Source organism: Terriglobia bacterium (assembly GCA_035712365.1).
Lineage (GTDB): Bacteria > Acidobacteriota > Terriglobia > UBA7540 > UBA7540 > SCRD01.
The window spans coordinates 22,156-45,189 of the sequence record DASTAW010000015.1 but is presented as its reverse complement, the minus strand read 5'-3'; the positions used below and the strand labels follow the sequence as shown (position 1 = coordinate 45,189).

Below are 23,034 nucleotides of genomic sequence, written 5' to 3'. Positions count from 1 at the left end.
AGGCCGTCATGTCTGTTATTCCTCAAGCGTTCCCTCGGCGGCTTTTCATCAACAGCGCAGCCATCTTCGGCGGCGAAGCGGTAGCGCGGTGCGCCACGCTGCTGATGGCCGTGATCATCGCCCGCCGTTTCGGTCCCGTGGCGCTCGGAGAATATGGATACGCGCTGGCGTTTGCCAGCGTTCTGCTGCTGGTTCCTGACTTTGGGACGCATCTTTTTGCGATGCGGGAACTCTCCACCGAGCCAGAACGATTGCCGGCCGTTTTTTGGAATGTCCACTGGTTGAAGCTCTTGCTGACAGGCGCCGCCCTCTTGCTCGTTGTTGCCTTCGGTGCCGGGCTGATAGCTGACGCGGAAAGCCGCCTTCTCTTCTACCTGCTGACGGGCAGGGTGTTGTTGCAAACTTACTCCCAGGCTTCCATGGCGATATTCAAGGCATTTGAGCGGATGCATTTTGTCGCCATCCAGCAAAGCGTCAACTCGTTTGTGGTTGTGCTGGTGGCGGGCGCAGCCCTGGCATTCAAGGCCGACCTTTGGGTGGTGGTCGCCGCGCTCGTTGCCGGACAGGCGGCGGAAACCTTCCTCGGCTGGCACTTCATCAGAACAAACTTTTCCCCAGGACGTTTTGCCAGATGGGACCGCACCCTGCTGGCAGCAATCATCGTCTCAAGTTTTCCTATTGGGATTACAGCAATGCTGCAGGCGTTCAATGTCCGGATTGACGTCCTGGTGCTGGGCCGGTACGTTTCCAACCGGTTGCTCGGTGAATTTCAAGCAGTGGCATGGTTCCCGGTGGGGATCTTCCTGGCCACTTCACTGCTGATGACTGTCCTGTTTCCCAAGCTCTCCCGCCTTTTGCGGAAGGACTCGATGCACAGCAGTGCTTACTTGACGGGCCTCCTGAAGAACGGCCTGTTGGCCACGACGCTTGGCTCCATCGTGCTCTGGTTTATTGCCCCAGAGCTGGTGGTCTGGATCTTTGGAGAGGCGCTGGCGCCCGCCGCCCCAACCCTGCGGCTCCTGGCTCCCATGCTTCCGCTGGTCTATTTGAACACGGCCCTGTTCTACGTGTTTATTGCCGCTCAGCGCCGCCGGGTTTACATGGGCACCCTTGGCGCGGGGGTTGCGCTGGGCCTTGGCTTGAGCCTTGTTCTTTCAGCGCGCTATGGGGCCGCCGGTTGTGCGATTGCAGACGTGGTCCGCGAATTGACGATGTGTTGTTCTTATCTTTACTTCCTGGTCCAGGGAAACCACGCGCGCGTCGCAGGGTGGAGCATCTTAAAAGTTTTCCTGCCGGCAACCTTGTTTGTCGCCCTGGGAGCCGTCGTGACTGCGTCGCCGGGCGAGGCATGCCAGTGGTCCGCCGCTTGGCTATTGCTGGTTCTCGCTGGAACGCTGGTCACACTGGGCTTTCCGCGGAGTGTTGAGTGGCAACTCGTCATGGATGAAAGCTTATGAGTGGAAAGATCGACTCTGTCCCGGCGCTTCCCGCTGGCAGCCTGATCTGTTATTTTGTGGCCGCCGTCGTTTTTGGATGCTCGCTCGCGCTCATTGGCTCTACGGCGCAATGGTCGCTGCTGCTGGTGGGGGTTATTGCCTATTTGTTGTTTGCGGCCCTCTCTGTTAAAGAACCTCTGATCTTTGTCGTGACGTTTCTGGTGGTGTTGGAGATATTTCCGCCTTTCTTCTTTGCCCAAACAGGCGATACGCCCGTTTTCCTCTCATTTCTCCTCCTGCCCGTCGGAGGTGCAATCGTCGTCTCGCGACTTCGAGATCTTAACTTCGGCGGCGACTCATTTTCGGGCGGACTGGCGGCCTTCCTTGTGGCGATTGCATTGTCCATTCCATTTGCATGGTGGCTCTCGGGTGCGCGGGCCGGCGCCGGCAGCGTTTTGCACTGGCTGCTGCTGTCGCAAATGGCATTCATTTACTATCTGATTCGCGGAGGCGCTAACGAGGAAGAAACTCGTTGTGAGCGATGGGCCTTCCGGTTGCTTTTGGCGGGTGCATTGTTGTCAGCCGCCTATGGCATTGTTGACTTCGTCTGGCCCGTTCCTTTTGCCCACCCGGCTGCGGACCAGTTCATCTGGCTTGGAAGCATGATCCTGCGCCGGGCCCAGGGCGTGTTCTACGAGTCCTCGAATTTTGCGAACTTCTGCGGCTTTTTCCTGGTCATAACCTCTGCGGCGTTACTGGCCCAAAAAGAGCGGCTGCTGGGCATTCGGCGACCGGTGCTGATTGCTTCGGTGGTGGTCCTCAGCCTGGCTGTTCTGGTGGCGTTTTCGCGGAGTACGTGGGCGGGCGTCCTGGTCGCGCTTCTTGTCTTCGCTTCGATCACAGGAAACGTCAAGGTCCGGCGGGGAGCAATATTAGGGGTGGTCCTTGCAGTTCCGCTGTTCCTGCTCTGGAAGCTTTCGCCCGAGCTATGGATGTATCTGCTCGACGCAAGGGTTGGGAAGCTTGCCGAAATTTTCGTCAGCCCTGACGTAGTCACCAGCGGCAGGTTCGACACCTGGAGTCACGTGCTGGCCATCATGACTGAACACCCCCACTATCTGGTATTTGGGGTTGGCTACAAGACGCTTACCATCACCCGGCTGTTCCATGGAGAGATTATCGTTGATAACGGCTATCTCAGCCTTCTACTGGAAACGGGCTTCGTGGGTCTCGCGGGCTTCCTGTATTTTTCCGCAGCAATCATGAAGAGATTTCTGGAACTCGCGCGCGCCGCGGACCAGGCAGTTGCGTTCTGGTCAGCAGTGCTGTTTTCCATCTGGTGCGGACTGCTGGTTCAACTGCTTGCCGTGGATGCCTACACTTTCTGGCGCAACATGGTGGTCTTTGCAGCTCTTGCGGCCTTTACGCTGAACCGCGCGGCAAGGACGGGCTCACAGAATGACAATCGTGGATTGGATTCTCGGACGAGTTTTTCTGCCGAGAGCTTCAGATGAAAAGAAAGATCCTCTTTCTCGAACAGCAGAGCTGGCTGAGCGGCGCCCAACGCGTGCTGGAATCCGTTCTGGACGCCACGGCCGGAGAATACGACCCGATAGTGGCCTTTCCGGGCGAGGGTGAGTTCTCCAGAAAACTTGCAGGACGTAATATCCAGACCCTGTCGTATCCTCTCGGCTTCTATCAGACCGGCCGGAAATCCCGAGTTGAGATGCTGGCGTTTGCCGAGCGAAGCCTGCTGTGCGCAGTCAAGCTCGCAAGGGTGATTCATCAGCAGGACGTGGGGCTTGTCTACATCAATGGACCCCGGTGCATGCTCGCCGGAGTTCTGGCCGCCCGCATCACAGGGCGCCCGGCGCTGTTCCATCTGCATTTAACCCTGGTGCGCAAGCCGGAGGTCCTTCTGGTTGCCAACCTGGCGCGCTATGTTTCAGCCATCGTGTCGTGTTCGCGGGCCGCTGCCGCGGGCATGATTAGAGCTAATCGCAGTCTGGCGGGCAAGACCCATATCCTCTATAACCCGCTTGTCGCGAGCGCCCCTGCAACGAAAGACCTGCCGGATCCTTTGCCCGGCGGCAGTTCTTCAGGTATTACGCTTGGCGTGGTGGGACGCATCACCAAACCGAAGGGACAGAGGGTGCTGCTGAACGCGCTCGGAAGGCTTAGCGCACAGAACAAGGCCAGGGTCCGCGTGGTTTTCGTTGGCGCACCTTCGCCTGACAACAGCGAGGACCTGGCGTACGATCAGCGCCTCAAAGAATGTGTAACTCAGTCCGGTCTGGAAGCCAGGGCCGAGTGGGCTGGTTACCAGACAGCGGTCCACCCGTTTTATCGTGCAATGGATGTGCTCATCCAGCCTTCGCTGTCAGATTCGGGCGAATCGATGCCGATGTCGGTATTGGAGGCCCTGCAACATGGGGTCCCGGTGATTGCCTCCTGGACGGGTGGGATCCCGGAAGTCATTAGTCACGGAGCGAACGGCCTGCTGGTCCCTCCGGGAGATGAAGTCGCCCTTGCCAGGGCTTTGGAACGCTTCCTCCAGGATGCCTCGCTGCGCGCGCGCCTCGGCGCTGGGGCCAAATCGAGCGTTGACGGCCGATTTTCGCTTGAAAACTTTAAGTCCAGAATTCGCGGACTGATCTGGAAACTATGCGCGACAAAACAATCTGGCAACCCGGAAGCAATTCGCGAGGAATCGGCAGCCTAGAGCGTCTGCGCAGTCCTCGCATGCGAATCGCCCTGGTCCATCACTGGCTGGTCACCATGCGAGGCGGCGAGCGTGTCCTTGAGGCATTGGCAGAGATCTTTCCGTCGGCTGACCTTTTTACGCTGGTTTGTGATCGCAAGATGCTTCCTTCATCTCTCAGCCGGCTGCGGGTTCGAACCTCGCTCCTGCAGCACCTTCCGCGGCCAACGCGTTGGTACCCTTACTATCTTCCACTTTTCCCCATCGCAACCAGCCAGCTTGATCTCAGGGGTTACGATCTGGTCGTCAGTTCTGATGCGGCTGTCATAAAGGGCATTCGAATTCACGACGGGGCAACTCATGTCTGTTACTGCCATTCGCCGATGCGCTGCCTGTGGAGCGGCTACGAAACTTATCGACAGGCCGCCCATCCCCTAGTGCGATTCACGCTTTCAGCCCTTCGGGGCCATCTTTGCCGGTGGGACCATCGAGCCGCTCAGCGTGTGGATTTTTTTGTTGCAAATTCTGAAAACGTCCAGGCCCGAATTGAAAGTTTTTATGGCAGGCAGAGCGTGGTTATCCATCCACCCGTTGATACCCAGCGCTTTGTCGTCAACTCACGGCCGGATGAACGCGACGGCTTCTTCCTGACTGTTTCACAGCTAGTCTCCTATAAGCGGATTGATCTGATCGTCGATGCTTTCACCCGGTGCAAGCGGCCGCTGCTGATTATCGGTGATGGGCCGGAACGGCAAAAGCTCGAGCGCCGGGCCGGGGAAAATATTCGTTTTGCGGGATCGCTGCCACAAAGAGAAGTTGTGGAAGCCATGCAGCGCTGCAGGGCCTTTGTCTTTGCAGGTGAAGAGGACTTTGGAATCGTGATGGCCGAAGCCCAGGCCTGCGGCACGCCGGTAGTGGCCCTTGGAAAAGGGGGCGCGCTGGAAATCGTGCAAGATAATTTGACCGGGGTCTTGTTTAACGACGAATCGGTGGATTCACTTCTGGGCGCGCTGGACCGGCTTGAACATGGCTTTTTTGATCCAAAGCTGATTCGAGCATCTGCAATGAGATTCACTCGCCAGCGTTTTGTGGATGAATTTTCCGGCCTGATTCGGCAACGCGTATTTCACGAGGCGCCAGATTGTGCAATTGCACAGGCAATCCCCGAATGGGTTTCCTCTGGCCGTTCGATTCGACCTTCAGCCAAAGGCTTACCTCCAATTGGCGGGCCGAACATGCCGCCGAGACCGTCGTGACCTTCATCGCCGCTCGGGGTGCGGTTCATTTAGACGAAGGGCAGCCTCGTATCACTTTTGCATCCCTCCCATATCCTGGCTCCCCTTTTGGGTTGATAAAGTCGAACACGCGATGAATCAGTCCCTCTCAACGCGGCCTGTCCAACCCACTACCTCTAAGGCTATCGCACATGAGGCATACAATACTTAGTATGGCTGTGTCATTTTGAAACACCGAAATATTGAGTGTCGTCCGGACTTCGGCTTAACCGATAGCAGGCGGAATGATGAGCCGATCACCCCTTGGAGGGGCCTCCTGTGCGTGATTCGTCGGACAACAAACCGCTAACAAGGGTACATTAGTAGGTGCGCCGAAAAGAGATCGATGAGTGACACGCGGAGCACGCCCAAATTGTCGGAGGGCAGTGAACGTGCCAAAGCGTGCCGCGCTTAAGGAGGACCGTCAGATGAAAGTGCTGGTGGTTGACGTGGGAGGGACTCACATCAAAGTCCTCGCTACTGGACAGGCGGAACATCGGGAATTTCCATCCGGGCCTTCAATGACTCCCAAAGGCATGGTCGCCGCGGTCAGAAAGCTCACAGCGGATTGGAAGTATGACGTTGTATCAATAGGCTATCCTGGGGTGGTTGTACACAACCGGCCGATCGTCGAGCCATATAATCTTGCTCCCGGATGGGTTGGTTTTCCTTTTCGAAGGGCATTCGGGCGCCCAGTAAGGCTCATTAACGACGCAGCCATGCAAGCGTTGGGAAGTTACAGGGGCAAGAGGCTGCTTTTCCTGGGCTTGGGAACGGGTCTCGGCTCCGCCATGATTGCGGATGGTATTATCGAACCGATGGAGCTGGGGCACCTTCCTTACAAGAAGGCCACCTATGAAGATTACGTGGGGCTTCGAGGATTGGAAAAGCGAGGTAAAAGGAAGTGGCGGCGACATGTTGCGGATGTTGTCGCTCGATTAATCGCTGCGCTTGAGCCAGCAGACGTTGTCTTGGGAGGAGGCAACGTCAAAAAGCTGAAAGAGTTGCCTAAAGGGTGTCGCGCAGGCGACAACGGGAATGCGTTTGTCGGAGGGTTTCGCCTCTGGGAGCAAGCCGACAGCAAGACCTGTTGTTGAAGGACCCTGGCAAAAGCGTGGATGCGCGAGGAGCAGAACCATGGCAGAACCGGTGCGAAAAGATGCTAAAAATCAGAGCGCAGGACCGCTCACGAAGCGGAATGCCTGGAAGGCCCTCCAGAGCCACTACGAGGATGTGCGGAATTTGCATCTGCGCGATCTTTTTGCAAGCGATCCCGGGCGTGGCGAGCGCCTGACGGTCGAAGCTGCGGGCATTTTCCTGGACTATTCCAAGAACCGCATCACCGATGAAACCCTCAAGCTGCTGGCCAACCTGGCAGAGGAATCAGGTCTGCGCGCGCGGACGGACGCAATGTTCCGTGGCGAAAAAATCAATGTCACGGAGAACCGAGCCGTCCTGCACGTGGCACTGCGCGCGCCTAAGGGGACATCGATTGTTGTCGATGGCGAAAACGTCGTTCCTCAGGTTCACGCCGTGCTCGACAGGATGAGTGGCTTCTGCGAGCGTGTTCGCAACGGCGATTGGAAGGGGCACACCGGCAAGCGCATCCGCAACGTCATCAACATCGGCATCGGAGGGTCTGACCTGGGGCCAGTGATGGCCTATGAGGCGTTGAAACATTATAGCGATCGCGCGATGACGTTTCGGTTCGTTTCCAACGTGGACGGTACCGACTTTGCAGAGGCGGTCCGCGACCTCGATCCGGCGGAAACGCTCTTCGTCGTTTCATCGAAAACCTTCACAACGCTCGAAACCATGACGAATGCACGCACGGCCCGCGAGTGGTTGCTGGCGGGCTTTGGCGGTGAGGCGAAATCGGTTGCCAGTCATTTTGTTGCTGTCTCCACGAACGAGAATGAAGTAGCGAAGTTTGGGATCGACACGGCCAACATGTTCGGCTTCTGGGACTGGGTCGGCGGGCGATATTCGATGGACTCGGCGATTGGCCTCTCGACCATGCTGGCGGTCGGCCCGGAGAACTTCCGGGCGCTGTTGCGTGGTTTCCATCAGATGGATGAGCACTTCCGCACCACGCCGTTTGATCGCAACCTGCCGGTGCTGATGGGCCTTCTTGGAATCTGGTACAACGACTTTTTCGGGGCCCAGACGGTTGCCGTGCTGCCTTACGAGCAGTACTTGAAGCGTTTTCCAGCATACTTGCAGCAGTTGACGATGGAAAGCAACGGAAAATCTGTGACGTTGAATGGATCGACGCTTGACTATGCTACCGGGGCGATTTATTGGGGCGAGCCGGGGACCAATGGCCAGCACTCTTTCTATCAATTAATTCATCAGGGCACCCGGCTCATTCCCTGCGATTTTATTGCGTTCAGCCAGGCTCTCAATCCTCTGGGCCGCCACCATGACATGCTCATGGCAAATGTTTTCGCTCAAACCGAGGCGCTGGCCTTTGGCAAGTCGCGCCAGCAAGTAGAGGCCGAAGGTACGCCGGAGTGGCTGGTTCCGCATCGCGTGTTTGAAGGAAACCGGCCGTCGAACACCATCCTGGCTGACCGGCTGACCCCGGAAACACTGGGCAAACTGGTTGCGCTCTACGAGCATAGCGTTTTTGCGCAAGGGACGATCTGGAATATCAACTCATTTGACCAATGGGGCGTGGAGCTGGGCAAAGTTCTAGCCCAGCGAATCATTCCTGAGCTGGAGAGCAGGGCGGAGCCGGCGCTCGGCCACGACAGTTCAACCAACAATCTGATCCGCCGCTACCGGAATTCCAGGGACAGCGCCTAGTGAACTCGAGGAAGCGAAAAAGTTCGCGCCGCGGATTCTTTGTTTAGGGGAACTCGTAAGAGAGCCTACTGCTAAATAATCATAGACTTGGAGTTGTAGATGACCGATTCCCATTCGGACGCCCTGGTTTTCTATGGGGCGACAGGCGATCTTGCCTACAAGAAAATCTTTCCCGCCTTGCAGGCGATGGTCAAGCGCGGCCACTTGAGCGTTCCGGTGATCGGCGTAGCCAAAGCGGGCTGGAACCTCGATCAGCTTCGCGCCCGGGCGCACGACAGCCTGGAAAAGCACGGCGGAGTTGACCCAGCAGCTTTCGAGCAATTGAGCGCCTTGCTGCGCTACGTCGATGGCGATTATCGGGACCGGGCCACCTTTGAGGCGATACGGCGGACCCTGGGCTTTGCCCAAAGGCCGGCCCACTACCTGGCCATTCCTCCCGTGCTGTTCGAAACCGTTGTGAAGCAACTGGAGCAGATTGGCTGCGCCTCAGGATCGGGTTGCGAAATGGCCCGCGTGATTGTGGAGAAGCCCTTCGGCCATGATCTTGCTTCAGCGCAGGAGCTGAACCGCGTGTTGCACTCGGTTTTCCCGGAATCCAGCATCTTTCGCATCGATCATTATCTTGGCAAGAGGCCGGTAAACAACATGGTGGTTTTCCGCTTTGCGAACGCTTTCATGGAGCCTTTCTGGAACCGCAACTATATCGAAAGCGTGCAGATTACCATGGCGGAATCCTTCGGGGTTGAAGGGCGCGGCGCCTTTTACGACCAGACCGGCACTGTCCGTGACGTGGTTCAGAACCACCTTTTTCAGGTCCTGTCCCATCTCGCCATGGAGCCTCCAGTCCGCACTGACGGTGAAACCCTTCGAGACGAAAAGGTAAAAGTGTTGAAAGCGATTCCGCCGCTCGTGCCCGACAACCTGGTTCGCGGACAATTCCGGGGGTATCGCCAGGAAAAAGGAGTAGCATCTGATTCGCAGACTGAAACTTTTGCCGCCCTGCGCCTCGAAATCGATTCGTGGCGATGGAAAGGAGTGCCGTTTTACATCCGCGCCGGAAAGCATCTGCCTGTGACCTGCACGGAGGTGATCGGCCGGTTTCGAAAGCCTCCGGCAGTGGTCCCCGAGAGCGATCTCTATCAAAATCATTTACGGTTCCGGATCAGTCCGGAAATGACGATCGCCATCGGCACGACCGTGCTGGGCCCGAGCGAAGCGATGAAAGGCGAAATGGTCGAGATGGTGGCATGCCATCATCCCCGCCCGGAAGAAATGGAAGCTTACGAGCGGGTGCTGGGCGATGCGATGGCGGGCGACGCCAGCCACTTTGCGCGCGAGGACTATGTGGAAGAGGCATGGCGGATCGTCGATCCGGTGCTGAACGGAGCGACGCCGGTCTATGAATACGAGCCGGGGGCCTGGGGTCCCAGCGAGGTTGACCAGAAGGTTTCGCCGCCCGCAGGATGGCACAATCCCGTCGGACAAGACCTGGCGTGAGGCTCTCTGGTTCCGCTACCATCGCATGCCTGCTTCCGGAGAGGCTTGCCGCTGATGATCATGCGCGCGCCCTTGCAGGATTCAGCCAAAGAGTTGTACACTCCGTGCTTTCGAGGGGAAGCGGCACCGCGCAGAACGAGTCCCAGCAGGTTGCTGAAAAAGCTCCTGGGCTACATCATCCTGAGTCTTTGGTTGCCATTCCGAAGCCGGAGCGAGGAACCTGCTGTGGAGTCAGGTTAAACTCCGGTTCTGCCTTGGTCATTTTCGGTGACGTACAGCAGATGCTTCTCCCGCTTCGCGGGATCAGCATGACGGTTGGTTTTAGGTATGCAGAAAGAATTGCTGGGGAGGACAAGACTGTGATGAACAAGGTTTCGCGTCGCAATTTTTTGAGAAATTCCATTAGCGCTGCGGCGGGAGCGGCGGGAGCGCTTACCGTCTCTGATCTTTTTGCGCAGTCGCGAGAGCCGCATATGAAGTTTCCTACAGCGCCGCGGGAAAGGATCGCGGTTACCACCTGGCAGTTTCGCATGTACATGGACAATCCCACAAACCCATGGCGGGACCCCAAGCTTCCCGGAATGGCGCTGAAAGATTTCCCGGCGATGGTGGCGAAAAAATTCGGCCTGCACAACGTTGAACTTCTGTCTTATCACTTTCCATCCACCGACGCAGCATACCTGCGGGAATTGCGCGCCGCGGTTGAAAAGGCCGGATCGCATATCATCAATCTTCCGGTGGACGGCAGGGCAAGTTTTTACGATCCCGATGCAGCGAAGCGCAAGGAGGCCATCGACTTTGGAAAGAAATGGATTGATATTGCGGTTGCAGTCGGGTCGCCGAGCGTCCGCCTGCATGTAGCAGGGGTGAAGGGAACCGCTCCTGACGCCGGCCGGACGGCCGAGAGTCTGAAACAAGTGGCCGCGTACGGCGCGCAGCGCAACGTCATGGTGACGCTTGAAAATGACGACCTGGAAACGGAAGACGCTTTCTTTCTGGTGCGGGTCATCGACGAGGTCGGCAACCCCTATCTCCGCTCGCTGCCAGACTTCGCCAATTCGATGCTGAGCGGAAACGCTGACTTCAATTATGATGCTTTGGCCCTGATGTTCCGCCATGCTTATAACATCGCGCACATGAAGGACTCCGAGGTGGGAGACCACGATAAGCTATACACGGTGGACGTAGGGAGGATTTTCAAGATTGCCAAGGCTGCCGGCTATCGAGGTTACTATTCGCTGGAATGGGAAGGGCGCGGCGGAGCTTACGAGGGCACCAGCAAGCTGCTGGAGGAAACGCTGAAGCATCTCAGTTGACGTGGCGTGCGATGGCCTCGGCCTGCCCTGCGAAAGCTTTCGGGTCGAGAGACTCCATTGATCGCTATCCCGGTGTCTTTCCCCAGTGGCCTGAACTTCCACCGCGCTGGTACTGCACCTGTTGGAAGAAAAACATTTGACAGGATTCACGATGTAATATCCATCTCCTGCCTCCTTTGCCGAAAGTAACTTGACATACTAATGAAACTTTATTAAGTTCGATTTGTTAAGTAAAACTCAAGCAGATAGCATCCGGCTGGAGTTAGTCGTCGGTTTCTTCCTCTTTTCTGTTTCATTTTTGTCGGGGCGGGCCAGTAAAAATGTGAAGGAGGACACGATGCCAAGAAGGCACATTCCCGTGTTTCTGGCAGTACTGCTGGGCGTCTTTTTCACCCTGACGGCTTCGCGCGTGGTGCTTGCCCAGGGGACGACCGGGAGCATCCTGGGGAGCGTAACGGACCCGAGTGGCGCTCTGATTCCAGATGCCCAGGTCGTGGTTACGAATCGACAGACGAGCAACCAGAGAAGCACCACGACCACCAGCGCAGGTCTCTTTAACTTTTCGAATCTCCCCATCGGCGACTATGACCTAAAGGTCAGCATGACAGGATTCAACCAGTACGTTCAAAGCGGCATTCATGTTGATGTTAACGACAAGCTGAATTTCCACATTGCTCTCACTGTCGGCGCCGTAACACAGTCGGTCACGGTGACGGGCGCTGCCCCCATCCTGCAGACTGCCAGCGGGGAAATTTCCAACCTGGTGGGATCTGCCCAAATGGCGACCCTGCCTTTGAACGGCCGCGACTTTAACCAGTTAATTGATCTGGCTCCCGGGGTTGCTCCCGACAACGGGCGAATAAGCGGCGGTGAAGGGCTCTTCAGCAACACCGCGGCTTCCGTCAACGGCGCCCTGTCGAATTCCAACACCTTCCTTGTTAACGGAATGTATAACGAAGACAACGGGTCGAGCGCCAACCTGCTGGTCACGCCTTCGGTGGATTCCATCGACGAGTTCAAGATTTTGCGCAACAATTACAGCGCTGAATTCGGCACCGGCACCGGCGCCATCATAACGATTGTGACCAAATCAGGGACCCGTGAATTCCACGGTGACGCTTACGAGTTTTTGCGGAACGATGCCCTGGACGCTGCAAACTTTTTTACGAACTCAACCAACGGCACCAAGAGCAAGCTTCGCCACAATGATTTTGGCGGCACCATTGGCGGGCCGTTCTGGATTCCGGGTCTCTACAACCAGGACCGGACCAAAGACTTCTTCTTTTTCTCGCAAGAAGTGCGGCGTGAAACCAGGGGCAACGTGGTTACTGATAATGTGCCCAGCCTCCGCCAGACGCAGGGCCTGCTCGATCCCACTTGCAGCTCGACTCCGGGGGCATGCACTCCCGCGGCTGCCGATCCTTTCGAGGTCCCCATCAGCGGCGAGGCCAATGTTAATCCTGCCTCGATTAATTCCAACTCGGCCGCGATGCTCGAACGCTATCCGCTGCCCAACGCCAATTTTGTTCAGAACGGTTTCAACTTTATCGCCAGCGAGCCGCTGGTGACCACTGTTGACAATGAGAATATCAAGTGGGACCATTACATCGGCCAGAAGGCCCGGGTGATGGCGAACTTCATGCGGATGTCCCAGGGTCTGAACAACGTCAATAACCAACTCTGGGGGGACGACAGCTTCCCCAGCGTGAGCAGCGACTGGAAATGGATTGGGAGGTTGGCAACGGCTCACCTGCTCTACACGATCAATCCTCACACCGTGAACGACTTCCGATTCGGGTATTCGCACAATCATATTAGCTTTGTCACGAGTTCGGTCTCGGACCCGACCCTCGCTTCACGCGACGGATTTACCTACACAGAAATCTGGCCGGTCACCAGCGGGTCCTTCCCCACGCTGAATTCGGTTGAGAGCTTTGGAGGGATTACGCACACGGCCCCCTTCTTCAATAAGACCGACAATTTCTTTGTCGAGGACAACGTCGCGTTGACGTTCGGCAAGCACACGGTGACGACCGGCGTGGATATCGGCCTGCTCCGCAAGCAGGAGCCGGCCAACGGCGGGGACGATGAGAACGCCGGGACCCTTACTTTCAGTAATTTCAGCGACCTGCTGCTGGGCAACCTGCAGAACTACACCGAGGAGGAAACGCTCAATACGGTCCGAGACCGCTTTGAAAACTACGCGGGTTTCGTTCAGGACGACTATAAGATCCGAAAGAACCTGACTTTCAATCTGGGATTGCGCTGGCAATATCTGAGCCCGATCTTCACCGCGCACGATAACATCGCCAATTTCTACAACAGCCAATACGATCCTTCTCGATGCTCGCCCGCCGCTTTCACTCCCGACGGCCTGATTGATCCGACGCTGTGCGACCCTCTGAACGGGATCGTTACGCCCGCAACCTCGGGCGTCAACAGGGCCCTGGTCGGGAGGCATTTTAACGACTGGGAACCACGCTTCGGCGTGGCCTGGGTGCCGGGGATCCTGAGTGACAAGCTCGTGGTCCGGGGCGGGTTTGGAATTTATCACGGCCGCGACGCCGGGTCACAGACCAGCGCCCTGGGACGGCAGCCGCCTTTCGACCACGTTGCCTCGATCAACAATATTACGTTCAACCAGATCAGGCCCTTTAACCCGAGCCTGCCCCAGCCGCCGGTGGAGCTTTCAGCGCTGGATGCCGTCTACAACAATCCCGTGAGCGACCAGTACAGCCTGGGTGTCCAGTACCAACTGGGAAGCAACACGACGATCGAGACGGATTACGTAGGCAGCCATCAGATCCACATGGGGCAGAACCGCGACCTTAATCAGCCGTTCCCTCAATTTCAACTTCCGATTCAGGTGAATAACGTCGATGCGAATACAGTGCGTCCCTACCTGGGCTTCAGCGTCATCAACATGAATGAGCGCGTTGGAACGTCGCGTTACAATTCCCTCCAGGTTTTCTTGAACCATCGGGTAGACCGCTTTGGGCTCCAGTTCCAAGTTGCCTATACCTGGTCGCGGAACCTGTCCGACACGATCAACATGGATACGGAAGGGCATTCCAATCCGATTCAAGACGCTTACAACCCAAGCGCCGAGTGGGCGGTGGCCAACCAGAACACGCCCAATTCATTTTCGGCAAATTACCTGTGGTCGTTGCCCTGGTTCAAAGACGCCAAAGGATTCCAGGGCCAGATTCTGGGCGGATGGCAGGTTGTCGGAATCACCACTTTCCGTACCGGCCTTCCCGTGAGTATCTGCGAAGATACAGACTATACCGGCGCCCGCGGCGAGGCCTGTTATCGTCCGGACCTTGTGTCCAATCCGAACCTGAGCAAGGGAACTCGAACGCTGCAGAGGTTCTTTGACCCGAATGCTTATGTGCTGCAACCTCTGGGCACCTTTGGCAATGCCGCCCGCAACCTGATTGTGGGGCCGGGGATCAACGACTCAGACTTTTCAATCTTCAAGAATTTCAATATTCCCTGGTTTGGTGGCTCCGGGGCTGACTCATTGGCGGGTGAAACTGCGAAGCTCGAGTTCCGCGCCGAAATGTTCAACGTCTTCAACCACACGCAGTTCAGTGGGCTCAATTCGACGTTCGTTCCCCAGACCGATTCCAGTGGGAACCCGCTCGCAGGGCTGCCCGCCGATCCGTCCGCCCAACTCGGCGCCATCACGGACGCGCGCGACCCAAGGGAAATTCAGCTTGGATTGAAGTTCATCTTCTGAGGATTGTTCCTGCCGATTGCCGGATGGGAGCGTTGCACCCGCAGCGCTCCCGCCGTATTATTGAAACGGGAACAATGGGCGGCCATTCGAGCGCACAAGAACCAGACAGGTTGGCAAGCAAGCGATCTTGCGCTGTTTCGGCGCGCTCTCTACGTACATTACTCTTTCTGCTTCCCCCCGTCTTTTGCTGTTTGCTTTTCCCCGCCGGGGCATTGGCCCAGGAGGGCCTGAAACTCGCCTACGAAAAAGCACAACAGCTTTTTGAGCAGGGCCCAAACACGAAAGCTGCTGCGGCATTCCAGGCCCTGCTGCTGCAAACCTATCAGGCCCGGGCGGCGATCTATCAGCAGGAGGGTTCGTGGAAGGAAGCGGAGGACGATCTCAAGGCGGCGCTGGACCTGGACCCTGGCCGCGATAAAGTCCGCTATGAGCTGGCGTACGCTGAATTCCGCCTTCAGCATTACAGCGAATCGGCATCATTGCTTGAACAACTGATACGGAAAACTCCGAATGAGCCTCGGCTCCACGCTTTGCTGGGCAAGACCTATTTGTCCCTGAAAAAGAATGAAGCCGCACGCCAGGAAATGCAGACCGCGTCGCGATTGAGTACTGGCGGCCGGGCTGCGGCTTATAACTTTGCGCCTGCTCCACCCGCTCCGCTTACGGACAGCCAGAAAAAGGTCTTAAGCGTATATGGGCAGGTCCTGGTGAGCGGGTACAGCTATCTGGCGCGAATCGCCGTCAGCGAGGGGAAATTTGGCGAGGCAGCGAAGCAGTTTGCGCAGGTCCGGAAATTGCAGCCGGATTATCCTGAAGTTGATTACCGGTTGGGCCTGGCCCTGTTTAAGGCGGAACAGTTTGCGCAGGCTGCGAAGCCGCTGGAAAAGGCGCTGGCCCGAAACCCCGCCGATCCCTCAGCTCAAAAATATCTGGGCCTCACTTACTTCGAACTTGGAAAATATGACGAGGCCATCAAGCTGCTGCAGCAGGTCAGGAATTCCTCACCAGGCGATTCTGAAGCTTTGCTGGCGCTGGGCGGCGCGCTGGCGCGGACCCATCACGACCAGGACGCCCAGAACGTCTTTGCGGAGCTGATGAAATCGCATCCGGATTCTCCGGTCGTCCATATCCTGCTGGGAAAGGCCTACGCAGCCCAGGGCCAGGTTCCACAGGCTGAACAGGAATTCCGGCGGGCATTGGAACTCAATCCTGAAGCGCCGTCAGCGCACCTCGATCTGGGATTGCTGAAAATGCAGGATGGCCGAATGGCGGAAGCCGCGGAAGAGTTCAAGTCTGAACTTCGAGCGCACCCAAGTGACGTGGAAGCGCGTTACAATCTGGCTTTCGTCCTGCTGAAGCAGCAGAAGACAGCGGAAGCCATTCCCTTGCTGCAGCAGGTGCTGCGTGAAAATCCTGGATATGCCGAGGCGCATTACAGCCTGGGTAAAACCCTGCTGGATGAAGGCAACGCCGCGGCGGCCATCGCTGAGCTCAAGAAAGCTGTCCAACTGGACCCTCATAAAGCATATTCGCACTATCAGTTGGGGCGCGCCTATATGCTTGCGGGACAGCGAGCAGAGGCCCAAAAGGAATTTGAGCTCACCCGGAACCTGAAGGACCAGCAGTTGAATTTTCAACCTTCTCAGCCCGGCAAGACTCAATGAACAACGCGCAAAGGCCGCCGACCAGGAGCGTTCCCGCTCGAACATGACGGAAAATTCATCGCGTCGCCAATTCCTTAAGAAGGTTCCGCTGCTGGCCATGGGCGCCTTGCCAATCACTCTCGTTCCGCCGGCAACTGAGCGGCCCAAAGCTTCCGTTCAGTTCACGGATATTACTGACTCGGCGGGGATCACCTTCCAGCATATTTCTGCGCCCGAAAAGAAATACATCGTGGAGTCGATGAGCGGAGGCGTCGCTCTTTTCGACTACGACAACGACGGCTGGCTTGACATCTATTTCACCAACGCGCTGACAGTTGAGACGGCCGGCAATCCCCGCAGTTCCCGGAGCGCCTTATATCACAACAACCGCGACGGCACATTTACCGACGTCACGGAAAAATCCGGGCTGGCTTATCCGGGTTGGGCCATGGGAGTTGTTGCGGCCGACTTCGACGGCGACGGCTGTCAGGACCTGTATGTCACCTGCCTGGGGCCGAACCGCCTTTACCACAATAACGGGAACGGGACATTTGCCGAGATGGCAGCAAAGGCCGGCGTGGATGATCCGCGCTGGTCAACAGGGGCGGCCTTCGGCGACTACGACCGGGACGGCCGGCTGGACCTTTTTGTCGCGAACTACGTGGACTTCAAGCTTTCTGATCTTCCACAATTCGGGAAGGGGAAATTCTGCAATTATCACGGCATCGCGGTCCAGTGTGGACCTCGCGGACTGAAAGGCGCCGGCGATTCGCTGTTTCACAACAGCGGAAACGGCAGGTTTTCAAATGTCAGCGAGAAGGCCGGAGTTTCAGACCCCCAGGGGCGCTACGGATTGGGGGCCATCTGGACCGATGTGGACGGAGATGGATGGCCAGACCTCTACGTGGCGAATGACACCGGGCCCAATTTCCTTTATCACAACAAGCAGAATGGAACTTTTGAAGAGATCGGTTTCCTGGCAGGAGTGGCGGTGGGCGACGACGGCCAGGAGCAGGGATCGATGGGAATTGCCGTGGGGGATTACCTCCACACGGGGAGGCCGGCGCTCTTTGTCACCAATTTTTCGGACGAATACAATGCTCTCTATCGTAATGACTCAAAGCTTGAGTATACGGATGTTTCCTATGCGTCAAAGACGGCAAGCATCTCGATCCCGTATCTGGGATGGGGCACTGCCTTCTTTGATTACGACAACGACGGCTGGCTGGACCTGATCGTCGTAAACGGCCACGTGTATCCACAGGTAGACCGCGCCGACCTGGGCACATCGTACCGGCAGCGTATCCTGCTTTTCCACAACAACCGGGACGGGACCTTCTCAGAGGTGGCCGCCGACCACGGCCAGGCCCTCATGGTCCCTCGCGTCAGCCGCGGCGCCGCGTTCGGTGACATCGACAATGACGGCGACATTGATATCGTGATCGAAAATCTGGACGGCAAACCTACGGTCCTGAGAAACGACGGTGGGAATCGCAACAACTGGATCAATGTCCAATTGCAGGGACACGGGCCAAATCGCGACGCTATTGGAGCAAGGGTCAAACTGGTGGCGGGCGATCTTGTGCAGTGGGGGGAAGTCCGTGCTGGCGGGAGCTATCTCTCCGCAAGCGACCTTCGCTTGCACTTTGGCCTCGAGAAACGAACGAGCGTTGACTTGATTGAAGTTCACTGGATGGACGGACATGTCGAGTCGCTCAGGAAGTTCGCGGCCAATCAGTTTGTCGTCCTTCAGGAAGGAAAGGGAGTTGCAAAGGCTACGCCAGCGCGGCGTTGACGGAGCGCCCCCTGTCAGCCTCAAGCGCGATTTTCAGGATGTCTGCGGGAGGCGCCGCCCTCGGTGTTGTGGCAGGGCCATTACTTCCTGCTCATGCCTGACGAAACCTGAAACCCGCCATTGCTTCCGGTATTATCGGGAATATGATAAAAATCTAATTCGATAAGCCGGCGGACAAAAGAGCGGAGAAAGTGTTTTATCCGCGGGAGCGGAACCAATGGCAGCCACACCCACTTACTAGAAATCCACAGGTTTGCGCCGCAGTCCTTTCGATTTGATGGGAGCCAAGGCGGCCGGTCTGCAGAAGGTAATTCGGGTTCGATTGGGAATTTGCGCGTGCTGAAAGTTGAACAAGGGCGTGATCGCCGTATGGGCGATGCTGTGGGGTTTATGGCGAAGCGCATCAGCTCAAGCCAATGAGCACGGCGGTCGTCCTTCGGGTCCCGCCGCTTTGATCCAGATTAATTTTCCACTGGCGTTTTGAAGAGGGAGAGCGCATGAAAGCATTCCGCGGAGCATCGATGGCTGCGGTCCTGATAACACTGGCGGCATCCCTTTCGGCGGCGGCGCCGCAACAAGCGCAGCAATCGAGCGCCGTGCGCGAGGCGCTGCAGAGGATTGTCACGCAGGAACAGGACCTGGTCAAGGCGTTCGGCAATTACAGTCCCCGAGTCGAAACGTATATCCAGGAAAATCGCCGGGACAAGGAAGGCAGGCTGCGCATCGTCGGCGACGATTATTTTCTGGGCCGGCTGATAGTCAAGAACGGCGTCGTGGAGCAGTCCTTCCTGCCGTCTTCCCGTTTCACATTGCGTAACATCATTCGCAAGGTGCTCCTTTACGGACCTATCCTTGATTTGCTTTCCTTCCGGCTTAAGCCAGGGACATTTGCGTACCCCATCTTGATCGACCCTCAGAAATTTGATCTGGCCCACTACGATTTCGAATTCGCGGGCCGGGAATTCCTGGGCCAGGTTCGCTGCCTGGTGTTCAACGTCAGGCCGCGCGCGCAAGCCGGGAACGGGCTGTTCGAAGGCCGAATCTGGGTGGAGGATAAAGGCTACCACATCGTTCGAATCAACGGAACGCGCGGAAGACACAGCGATTTCACCTTCCACTTTGACAGTTGGAGGGAGAACCTCCAGCCCGGCCTTTGGCTGCCGGTTTATGTTTACAGCGAAGAGACGGACCTTGCCAGTTACGGAGTCGCGCACCGGGGTTTCAGGTCGCAGACGCGTCTTTGGGGATATGTCCTCAAGGCGACCACGCCGGACCAGGAGTTGACGCAGATCCTCGTGGATTCCAAGTCGCCGGTTGAGGATGCCAGCGCCCAATCCCATGACAATTCGCCGCTCGAGAGCGAGCGCGACTGGCGGCACGAGGCCGAGCAAAATGTCCTTAACCGCCTGCAGAAGGGCGGTCTGATGGCCCCTCCAAGCCCAGTGGATAAGGTGCTGGAAACGGTGGTGAACAACCTGGTCGTCACCAACCATCTGGACAACCTGCCAGCTATCCATTGCCGCGTCCTCATGACCTATCCCCTGGAGTCCTTCACTGTGGGGGATACTATTGTGCTCAGCCGCGGCCTCATCGATGTGCTGCCGGATGAACCCAGCCTGGCCATGGTCTTGGCGCACGAACTGGCCCACATCAAGCTGGGCGATCAGATAAACACCAATTATTCGTTTTACGATCGCATGGTGATTCCGGACGAACAGCTCCTCAAGACATTTGACTTTGCCCGGCCAGCACAGCAGGAACAGGCTGCCGATCAAGAGGCGATGATCCTCCTTCAAAACTCCCCCTACAAGGACCAGCTCAGCAAAGCTGGCTTGTTTCTGAAAGCCCTGGCGGAGATCGCTCCGGACACTCCCAACCTTTTCGGCGCGCATTTGGGCGACCGCCTGATCGACAAGCACCAGCAGCTCCGCATGGCCCAACTAATGCAAGGCGCGCCCAACCTGGCGCCCAACTCCATTGACCAGATCGCAGCATTGCCGCTGGGCGCCCGCATCAAGGTGGACTCCTGGGATGACGAGATCCGCCTGGTGAAATCAGCTCCGGTCGCGCTGGTCACGGCCAAGGACAAAATGCCGTTTGAGGTGACTCCGCTGATTCCTTACTTGACGCCTTATAGTGACAAAGCGAGCCAGTAGGCGCAGCGGTGAAGCCGGTTACGGGCGCACGACGCTCCTGAAGCACCCCATCTCAATTAACTACGTACGTAAGTACGTACGTACGTACGTTTGACAAAGTCCGATGGCGAACATGTTTTCCTAAATTGCTTGACGGTTCTCGCTCATGGCAGGTATGATGAGATTATATTAGAAGTCATTAATGTTTTGTTTTGGGGCTATAGGTTTTTAATTCAGCTGCGCCATTCTTTGCTGTTGTGGAACTGAGACCTAAGAGTTCTAAGGCACCAGGGAGGGGTACTTTCTCCGATGGGAGGTACCTCGTGAAATTGGGTGTGGTAAGTCCACGGGTCCTTATTCGCAAGGCCCTCTGTTCGTTGTTGGCGGGAAGTGGGACGTGTACTGAGGTGATAGAATCCGGCACCGTGCTGGACCTTCCCTTTACGGGTGACAAGACCCAATCCCCCATCCTGATAATTCACACAACTGATGTTGGTTCGGGCATCGCCTCCGCGCGCGAATTGCGAAGCTTGCTTCCAGAAGCGCGAGCGTTGATGCTGGCGGATGATCCTGATGAAGATTTCGCGATGCAAACCTTGGAGGCAGGCGCCTGGGGGTGCCTTTCCACTGCGGATTCACCACAGGTTTTGATCAAGGCTGTAGAAAAGGTTGCCGAAGGCGAGCGTTGGTTTGGGCATCGGGTGACAAACGCCGTTATCGAGAAGCTCATTGCAGGGCGAGAAGCGAACAGAACGTTTGGAGAAAACCTGACGCCACGGGAATGGGAAGTCTTGGCCCTCATTGCGCAAGGGTATTCTGACAAAGAGGTGGCAAGGAGCCTCTTTATCGGTACGGAGACCGCGCGCTCCCACGTGAAATCAATTTACAAGAAACTTAAGGTCAGCACGCGCCGCGCGGCGGCAGTCTGTTACTTCAAGCGTGTTGGGCCCGAGCATTCGCCTTCAGGAACGGTCCCCGGGGCCATTAGTTTACCCGGCGTCTCATAACTTTTTGCGCGTATCCTGAGGCGGGCCGCATTTTTCTCTGCCTTCCTAACGACATTCCTTCACGGACCTTCTCACCGAAAAGCCTGCCAGAATGACGGCGGGATTCGAATTCTGGACCCAATGGCACCCCTCTTCGCCACTGTCAACGCTTCCTTGTCAGCCTGCTGAACATGGGGTTGTCCGGCGCTTTTGGGCGGCATCGATCCCCGATTGCCCTCACAACAGCAAAGTAAGCGGCCTGTATAGAGACGCTTGGCAGACACGCGCCACTGCCCGCTTGGTCCACTTCAGATTTTCCGTTATTGCTTTAACTTTCGGACTGTTTTACTTCAGAACAGATGGTTAGCGAGGCGGCGGAGACCCCGTTCGAGTTCAGTGAATAGCCTGAAATCAGGGTAACCCTTTTTGACATGGCTCTCACCCAAATCTCACCCACCGAAGGGATTGCTTCCGGTATTGGGGCGGGTGGTACAGTCATCTCTGCGGTTCCCAACAGAGGGCATGCGAATACATTCTTCGAAAAATGCGGCAAGTGTGCCGATGGCTCAGGAGAGAAGGCAGCGCGCGCGTTTCAAAATCGATTGCCCGGTGGCAGTCCTTACTCCGGGCCGGGGGAAAAAACGGTTGATTGGCCACGGGTCGCTCTACGATATCAGCGAAAAAGGCGCGCGTTTTTTCCTGAACGGCCCGATTGAGGCAGGCCATCGTGTTTCACTCGAAGTTGACTTCCGGCATCCCGATGGCGGCGTTACGACCATACGGTTCCGCAGCCTCGTTCTGCGGGTCCTGCCGGGAGAGTCGTGCGAAATCGCGGTTTCTTTCCTGAAAGGTGAATCCTATGTTCGCGGCAAAGGCTCTCGATGGAAATCTGAGGACTCGCCGTTGAACCTTGTCACCAAGGGCAATCGCTGGATCAACTGACGAAGCAGCAACGGGGTGGGGCATTAGACGACTGGCACGAGGCAAGTAACTGAGACTCAGGGTGGAAAAGTCTCTGTAACTTACAGAGCGGAGCTATGGAGAAAATCCGAACCTCATCCAATAGTAACACTCAAGCGTCCTGGTTTGCTGTTTATACGCGGCACCGGCATGAAAAGGCTGTTGCCCAGTTGATAACGGGCAGAGGAGTGGAGGCTTTCCTCCCTCTCTATAAGGCTGTCCATCGCTGGAAAGATCGGATGAAGGACCTGTCTCTGCCTCTATTTCCAAATTATGTGTTTGTCCTGGCGAACCTCGACCACCGGGCTGCCGTGCTCTCGACCCCGGGCGTCTATGACTTTGTCCGGCTGAGCGGCGTCCCGGCGGCCATACCGGCTGCGGAGATCGATGCGGTGCGGTGCGCGGTTGAGCGTGGCCTGAACGTCGAGCCCCATCCCTTGCTGAAATCCGGAGACCGGGTCCGAGTGAAATCTGGTCCGCTTGAAGGGTTGGAGGGAATTCTGGTTCGCAAGAAGAGCTTTTACCGATTGGTCCTCGCTGTAGAACTGCTGATGAAATCAATTTCTGTGGAAGTCGAGGCGTGCGACGTCGAGCGAGTTGTCACCAGGTCGGCTGCAGCGGTCCGGCCGATGGATGATCCACTCCTCAACGCGGCCATCTGAAGGGACGGACGCGCCGTTAGCCGAAGCAGCATTGCTTTCGGGCTGCCACTTGCAGACACGGTCCGGCGCCGCACGGTGC

15 protein-coding genes are annotated in these 23,034 nt (G+C 56.9%); all 15 read left to right on the top strand.

Going from position 1 to position 23,034, the window contains the following annotated elements:
* The first annotated feature begins 8 nt into the window (after nucleotides 1–8).
* The 15 genes from VFQ24_03925 (at nucleotide 9) to VFQ24_03855 (ending at nucleotide 22,955) form a co-directional block, all read left to right on the top strand.
* Nucleotides 9–1,457: an oligosaccharide flippase family protein gene (locus VFQ24_03925; GenBank protein ID HET9177486.1), complete on the top strand. Its 1,449-nt coding sequence runs from the start codon at nucleotides 9–11 to the stop codon at nucleotides 1,455–1,457.
* Entirely contained in the window at nucleotides 1,454–2,950 is a 1,497-nt protein-coding gene (locus VFQ24_03920; protein HET9177485.1) for an O-antigen ligase family protein, read from the top strand. The genes VFQ24_03925 and VFQ24_03920 overlap by 4 nt, the downstream gene beginning before the upstream one ends.
* Complete coding sequence (locus VFQ24_03915) at nucleotides 2,947–4,158, top strand: glycosyltransferase family 4 protein (protein ID HET9177484.1); 1,212 nt, start codon at nucleotides 2,947–2,949, stop codon at nucleotides 4,156–4,158. Before VFQ24_03920 ends, VFQ24_03915 begins: the two co-directional genes overlap by 4 nt.
* Nucleotides 4,159–4,178: 20 nt before the next feature.
* Nucleotides 4,179–5,393, top strand: coding sequence for a glycosyltransferase (locus tag VFQ24_03910; GenBank protein HET9177483.1), 1,215 nt, complete (start codon nucleotides 4,179–4,181; stop codon nucleotides 5,391–5,393).
* Between the two features lie 446 nt (nucleotides 5,394–5,839).
* On the top strand, nucleotides 5,840–6,508 hold the full coding sequence (locus VFQ24_03905; GenBank protein ID HET9177482.1) for an ROK family protein: 669 nt from the start codon (nucleotides 5,840–5,842) through the stop codon (nucleotides 6,506–6,508).
* A 40-nt stretch (nucleotides 6,509–6,548) separates the two neighbouring features.
* Nucleotides 6,549–8,219: a glucose-6-phosphate isomerase gene (pgi, locus tag VFQ24_03900; GenBank protein HET9177481.1), complete on the top strand. Its 1,671-nt coding sequence runs from the start codon at nucleotides 6,549–6,551 to the stop codon at nucleotides 8,217–8,219.
* A gap of 99 nt (nucleotides 8,220–8,318) precedes the next feature.
* Complete coding sequence (zwf, locus tag VFQ24_03895) at nucleotides 8,319–9,716, top strand: glucose-6-phosphate dehydrogenase (protein HET9177480.1); 1,398 nt, start codon at nucleotides 8,319–8,321, stop codon at nucleotides 9,714–9,716.
* Nucleotides 9,717–10,078: 362 nt separating this feature from the next.
* Nucleotides 10,079–11,032 carry a sugar phosphate isomerase/epimerase family protein gene (locus VFQ24_03890; GenBank protein ID HET9177479.1) on the top strand — a complete coding sequence of 318 codons (954 nt, stop codon included), beginning with the start codon at nucleotides 10,079–10,081 and terminating at the stop codon, nucleotides 11,030–11,032.
* Nucleotides 11,033–11,369: 337 nt separating this feature from the next.
* Nucleotides 11,370–14,774: a TonB-dependent receptor gene (locus VFQ24_03885; protein ID HET9177478.1), complete on the top strand. Its 3,405-nt coding sequence runs from the start codon at nucleotides 11,370–11,372 to the stop codon at nucleotides 14,772–14,774.
* 212 nt (nucleotides 14,775–14,986) lie between these two features.
* Entirely contained in the window at nucleotides 14,987–16,438 is a 1,452-nt protein-coding gene (locus tag VFQ24_03880) for a tetratricopeptide repeat protein (GenBank protein HET9177477.1), read from the top strand.
* A 43-nt stretch (nucleotides 16,439–16,481) separates the two neighbouring features.
* On the top strand, nucleotides 16,482–18,212 hold the full coding sequence (locus tag VFQ24_03875) for a CRTAC1 family protein (GenBank protein HET9177476.1): 1,731 nt from the start codon (nucleotides 16,482–16,484) through the stop codon (nucleotides 18,210–18,212).
* 497 nt (nucleotides 18,213–18,709) lie between these two features.
* Nucleotides 18,710–20,368, top strand: a complete 1,659-nt coding sequence (locus VFQ24_03870) for a M48 family metalloprotease (protein HET9177475.1) — start codon at nucleotides 18,710–18,712, stop codon at nucleotides 20,366–20,368.
* A gap of 302 nt (nucleotides 20,369–20,670) precedes the next feature.
* Nucleotides 20,671–21,354, top strand: coding sequence for a response regulator transcription factor (locus tag VFQ24_03865; GenBank protein HET9177474.1), 684 nt, complete (start codon nucleotides 20,671–20,673; stop codon nucleotides 21,352–21,354).
* Between the two features lie 540 nt (nucleotides 21,355–21,894).
* Entirely contained in the window at nucleotides 21,895–22,275 is a 381-nt protein-coding gene (locus VFQ24_03860) for a PilZ domain-containing protein (GenBank protein HET9177473.1), read from the top strand.
* A 95-nt stretch (nucleotides 22,276–22,370) separates the two neighbouring features.
* Nucleotides 22,371–22,955 carry a UpxY family transcription antiterminator gene (locus VFQ24_03855; protein HET9177472.1) on the top strand — a complete coding sequence of 195 codons (585 nt, stop codon included), beginning with the start codon at nucleotides 22,371–22,373 and terminating at the stop codon, nucleotides 22,953–22,955.
* Nucleotides 22,956–23,034: the final 79 nt, after the last annotated feature.

Bases quoted from the DNA above. Each gene is read 5' to 3' on its own strand.
- VFQ24_03925 (HET9177486.1), top strand. From the start codon at position 9: ATGTCTGTTATTCCTCAAGCGTTCCCTCGGCGGCTTTTCATCAACAGC.
- VFQ24_03920 (HET9177485.1), top strand. From the start codon at position 1,454: ATGAGTGGAAAGATCGACTCTGTCCCGGCGCTTCCCGCTGGCAGCCTG.
- VFQ24_03915 (HET9177484.1), top strand. From the start codon at position 2,947: ATGAAAAGAAAGATCCTCTTTCTCGAACAGCAGAGCTGGCTGAGCGGC.
- VFQ24_03910 (HET9177483.1), top strand. From the start codon at position 4,179: ATGCGAATCGCCCTGGTCCATCACTGGCTGGTCACCATGCGAGGCGGC.
- VFQ24_03905 (HET9177482.1), top strand. From the start codon at position 5,840: ATGAAAGTGCTGGTGGTTGACGTGGGAGGGACTCACATCAAAGTCCTC.
- pgi (HET9177481.1), top strand. From the start codon at position 6,549: ATGGCAGAACCGGTGCGAAAAGATGCTAAAAATCAGAGCGCAGGACCG.
- zwf (HET9177480.1), top strand. From the start codon at position 8,319: ATGACCGATTCCCATTCGGACGCCCTGGTTTTCTATGGGGCGACAGGC.
- VFQ24_03890 (HET9177479.1), top strand. From the start codon at position 10,079: ATGAACAAGGTTTCGCGTCGCAATTTTTTGAGAAATTCCATTAGCGCT.
- VFQ24_03885 (HET9177478.1), top strand. From the start codon at position 11,370: ATGCCAAGAAGGCACATTCCCGTGTTTCTGGCAGTACTGCTGGGCGTC.
- VFQ24_03875 (HET9177476.1), top strand. From the start codon at position 16,482: ATGACGGAAAATTCATCGCGTCGCCAATTCCTTAAGAAGGTTCCGCTG.
- VFQ24_03870 (HET9177475.1), top strand. From the start codon at position 18,710: ATGAAAGCATTCCGCGGAGCATCGATGGCTGCGGTCCTGATAACACTG.
- VFQ24_03860 (HET9177473.1), top strand. From the start codon at position 21,895: ATGGCTCAGGAGAGAAGGCAGCGCGCGCGTTTCAAAATCGATTGCCCG.
- VFQ24_03855 (HET9177472.1), top strand. From the start codon at position 22,371: ATGGAGAAAATCCGAACCTCATCCAATAGTAACACTCAAGCGTCCTGG.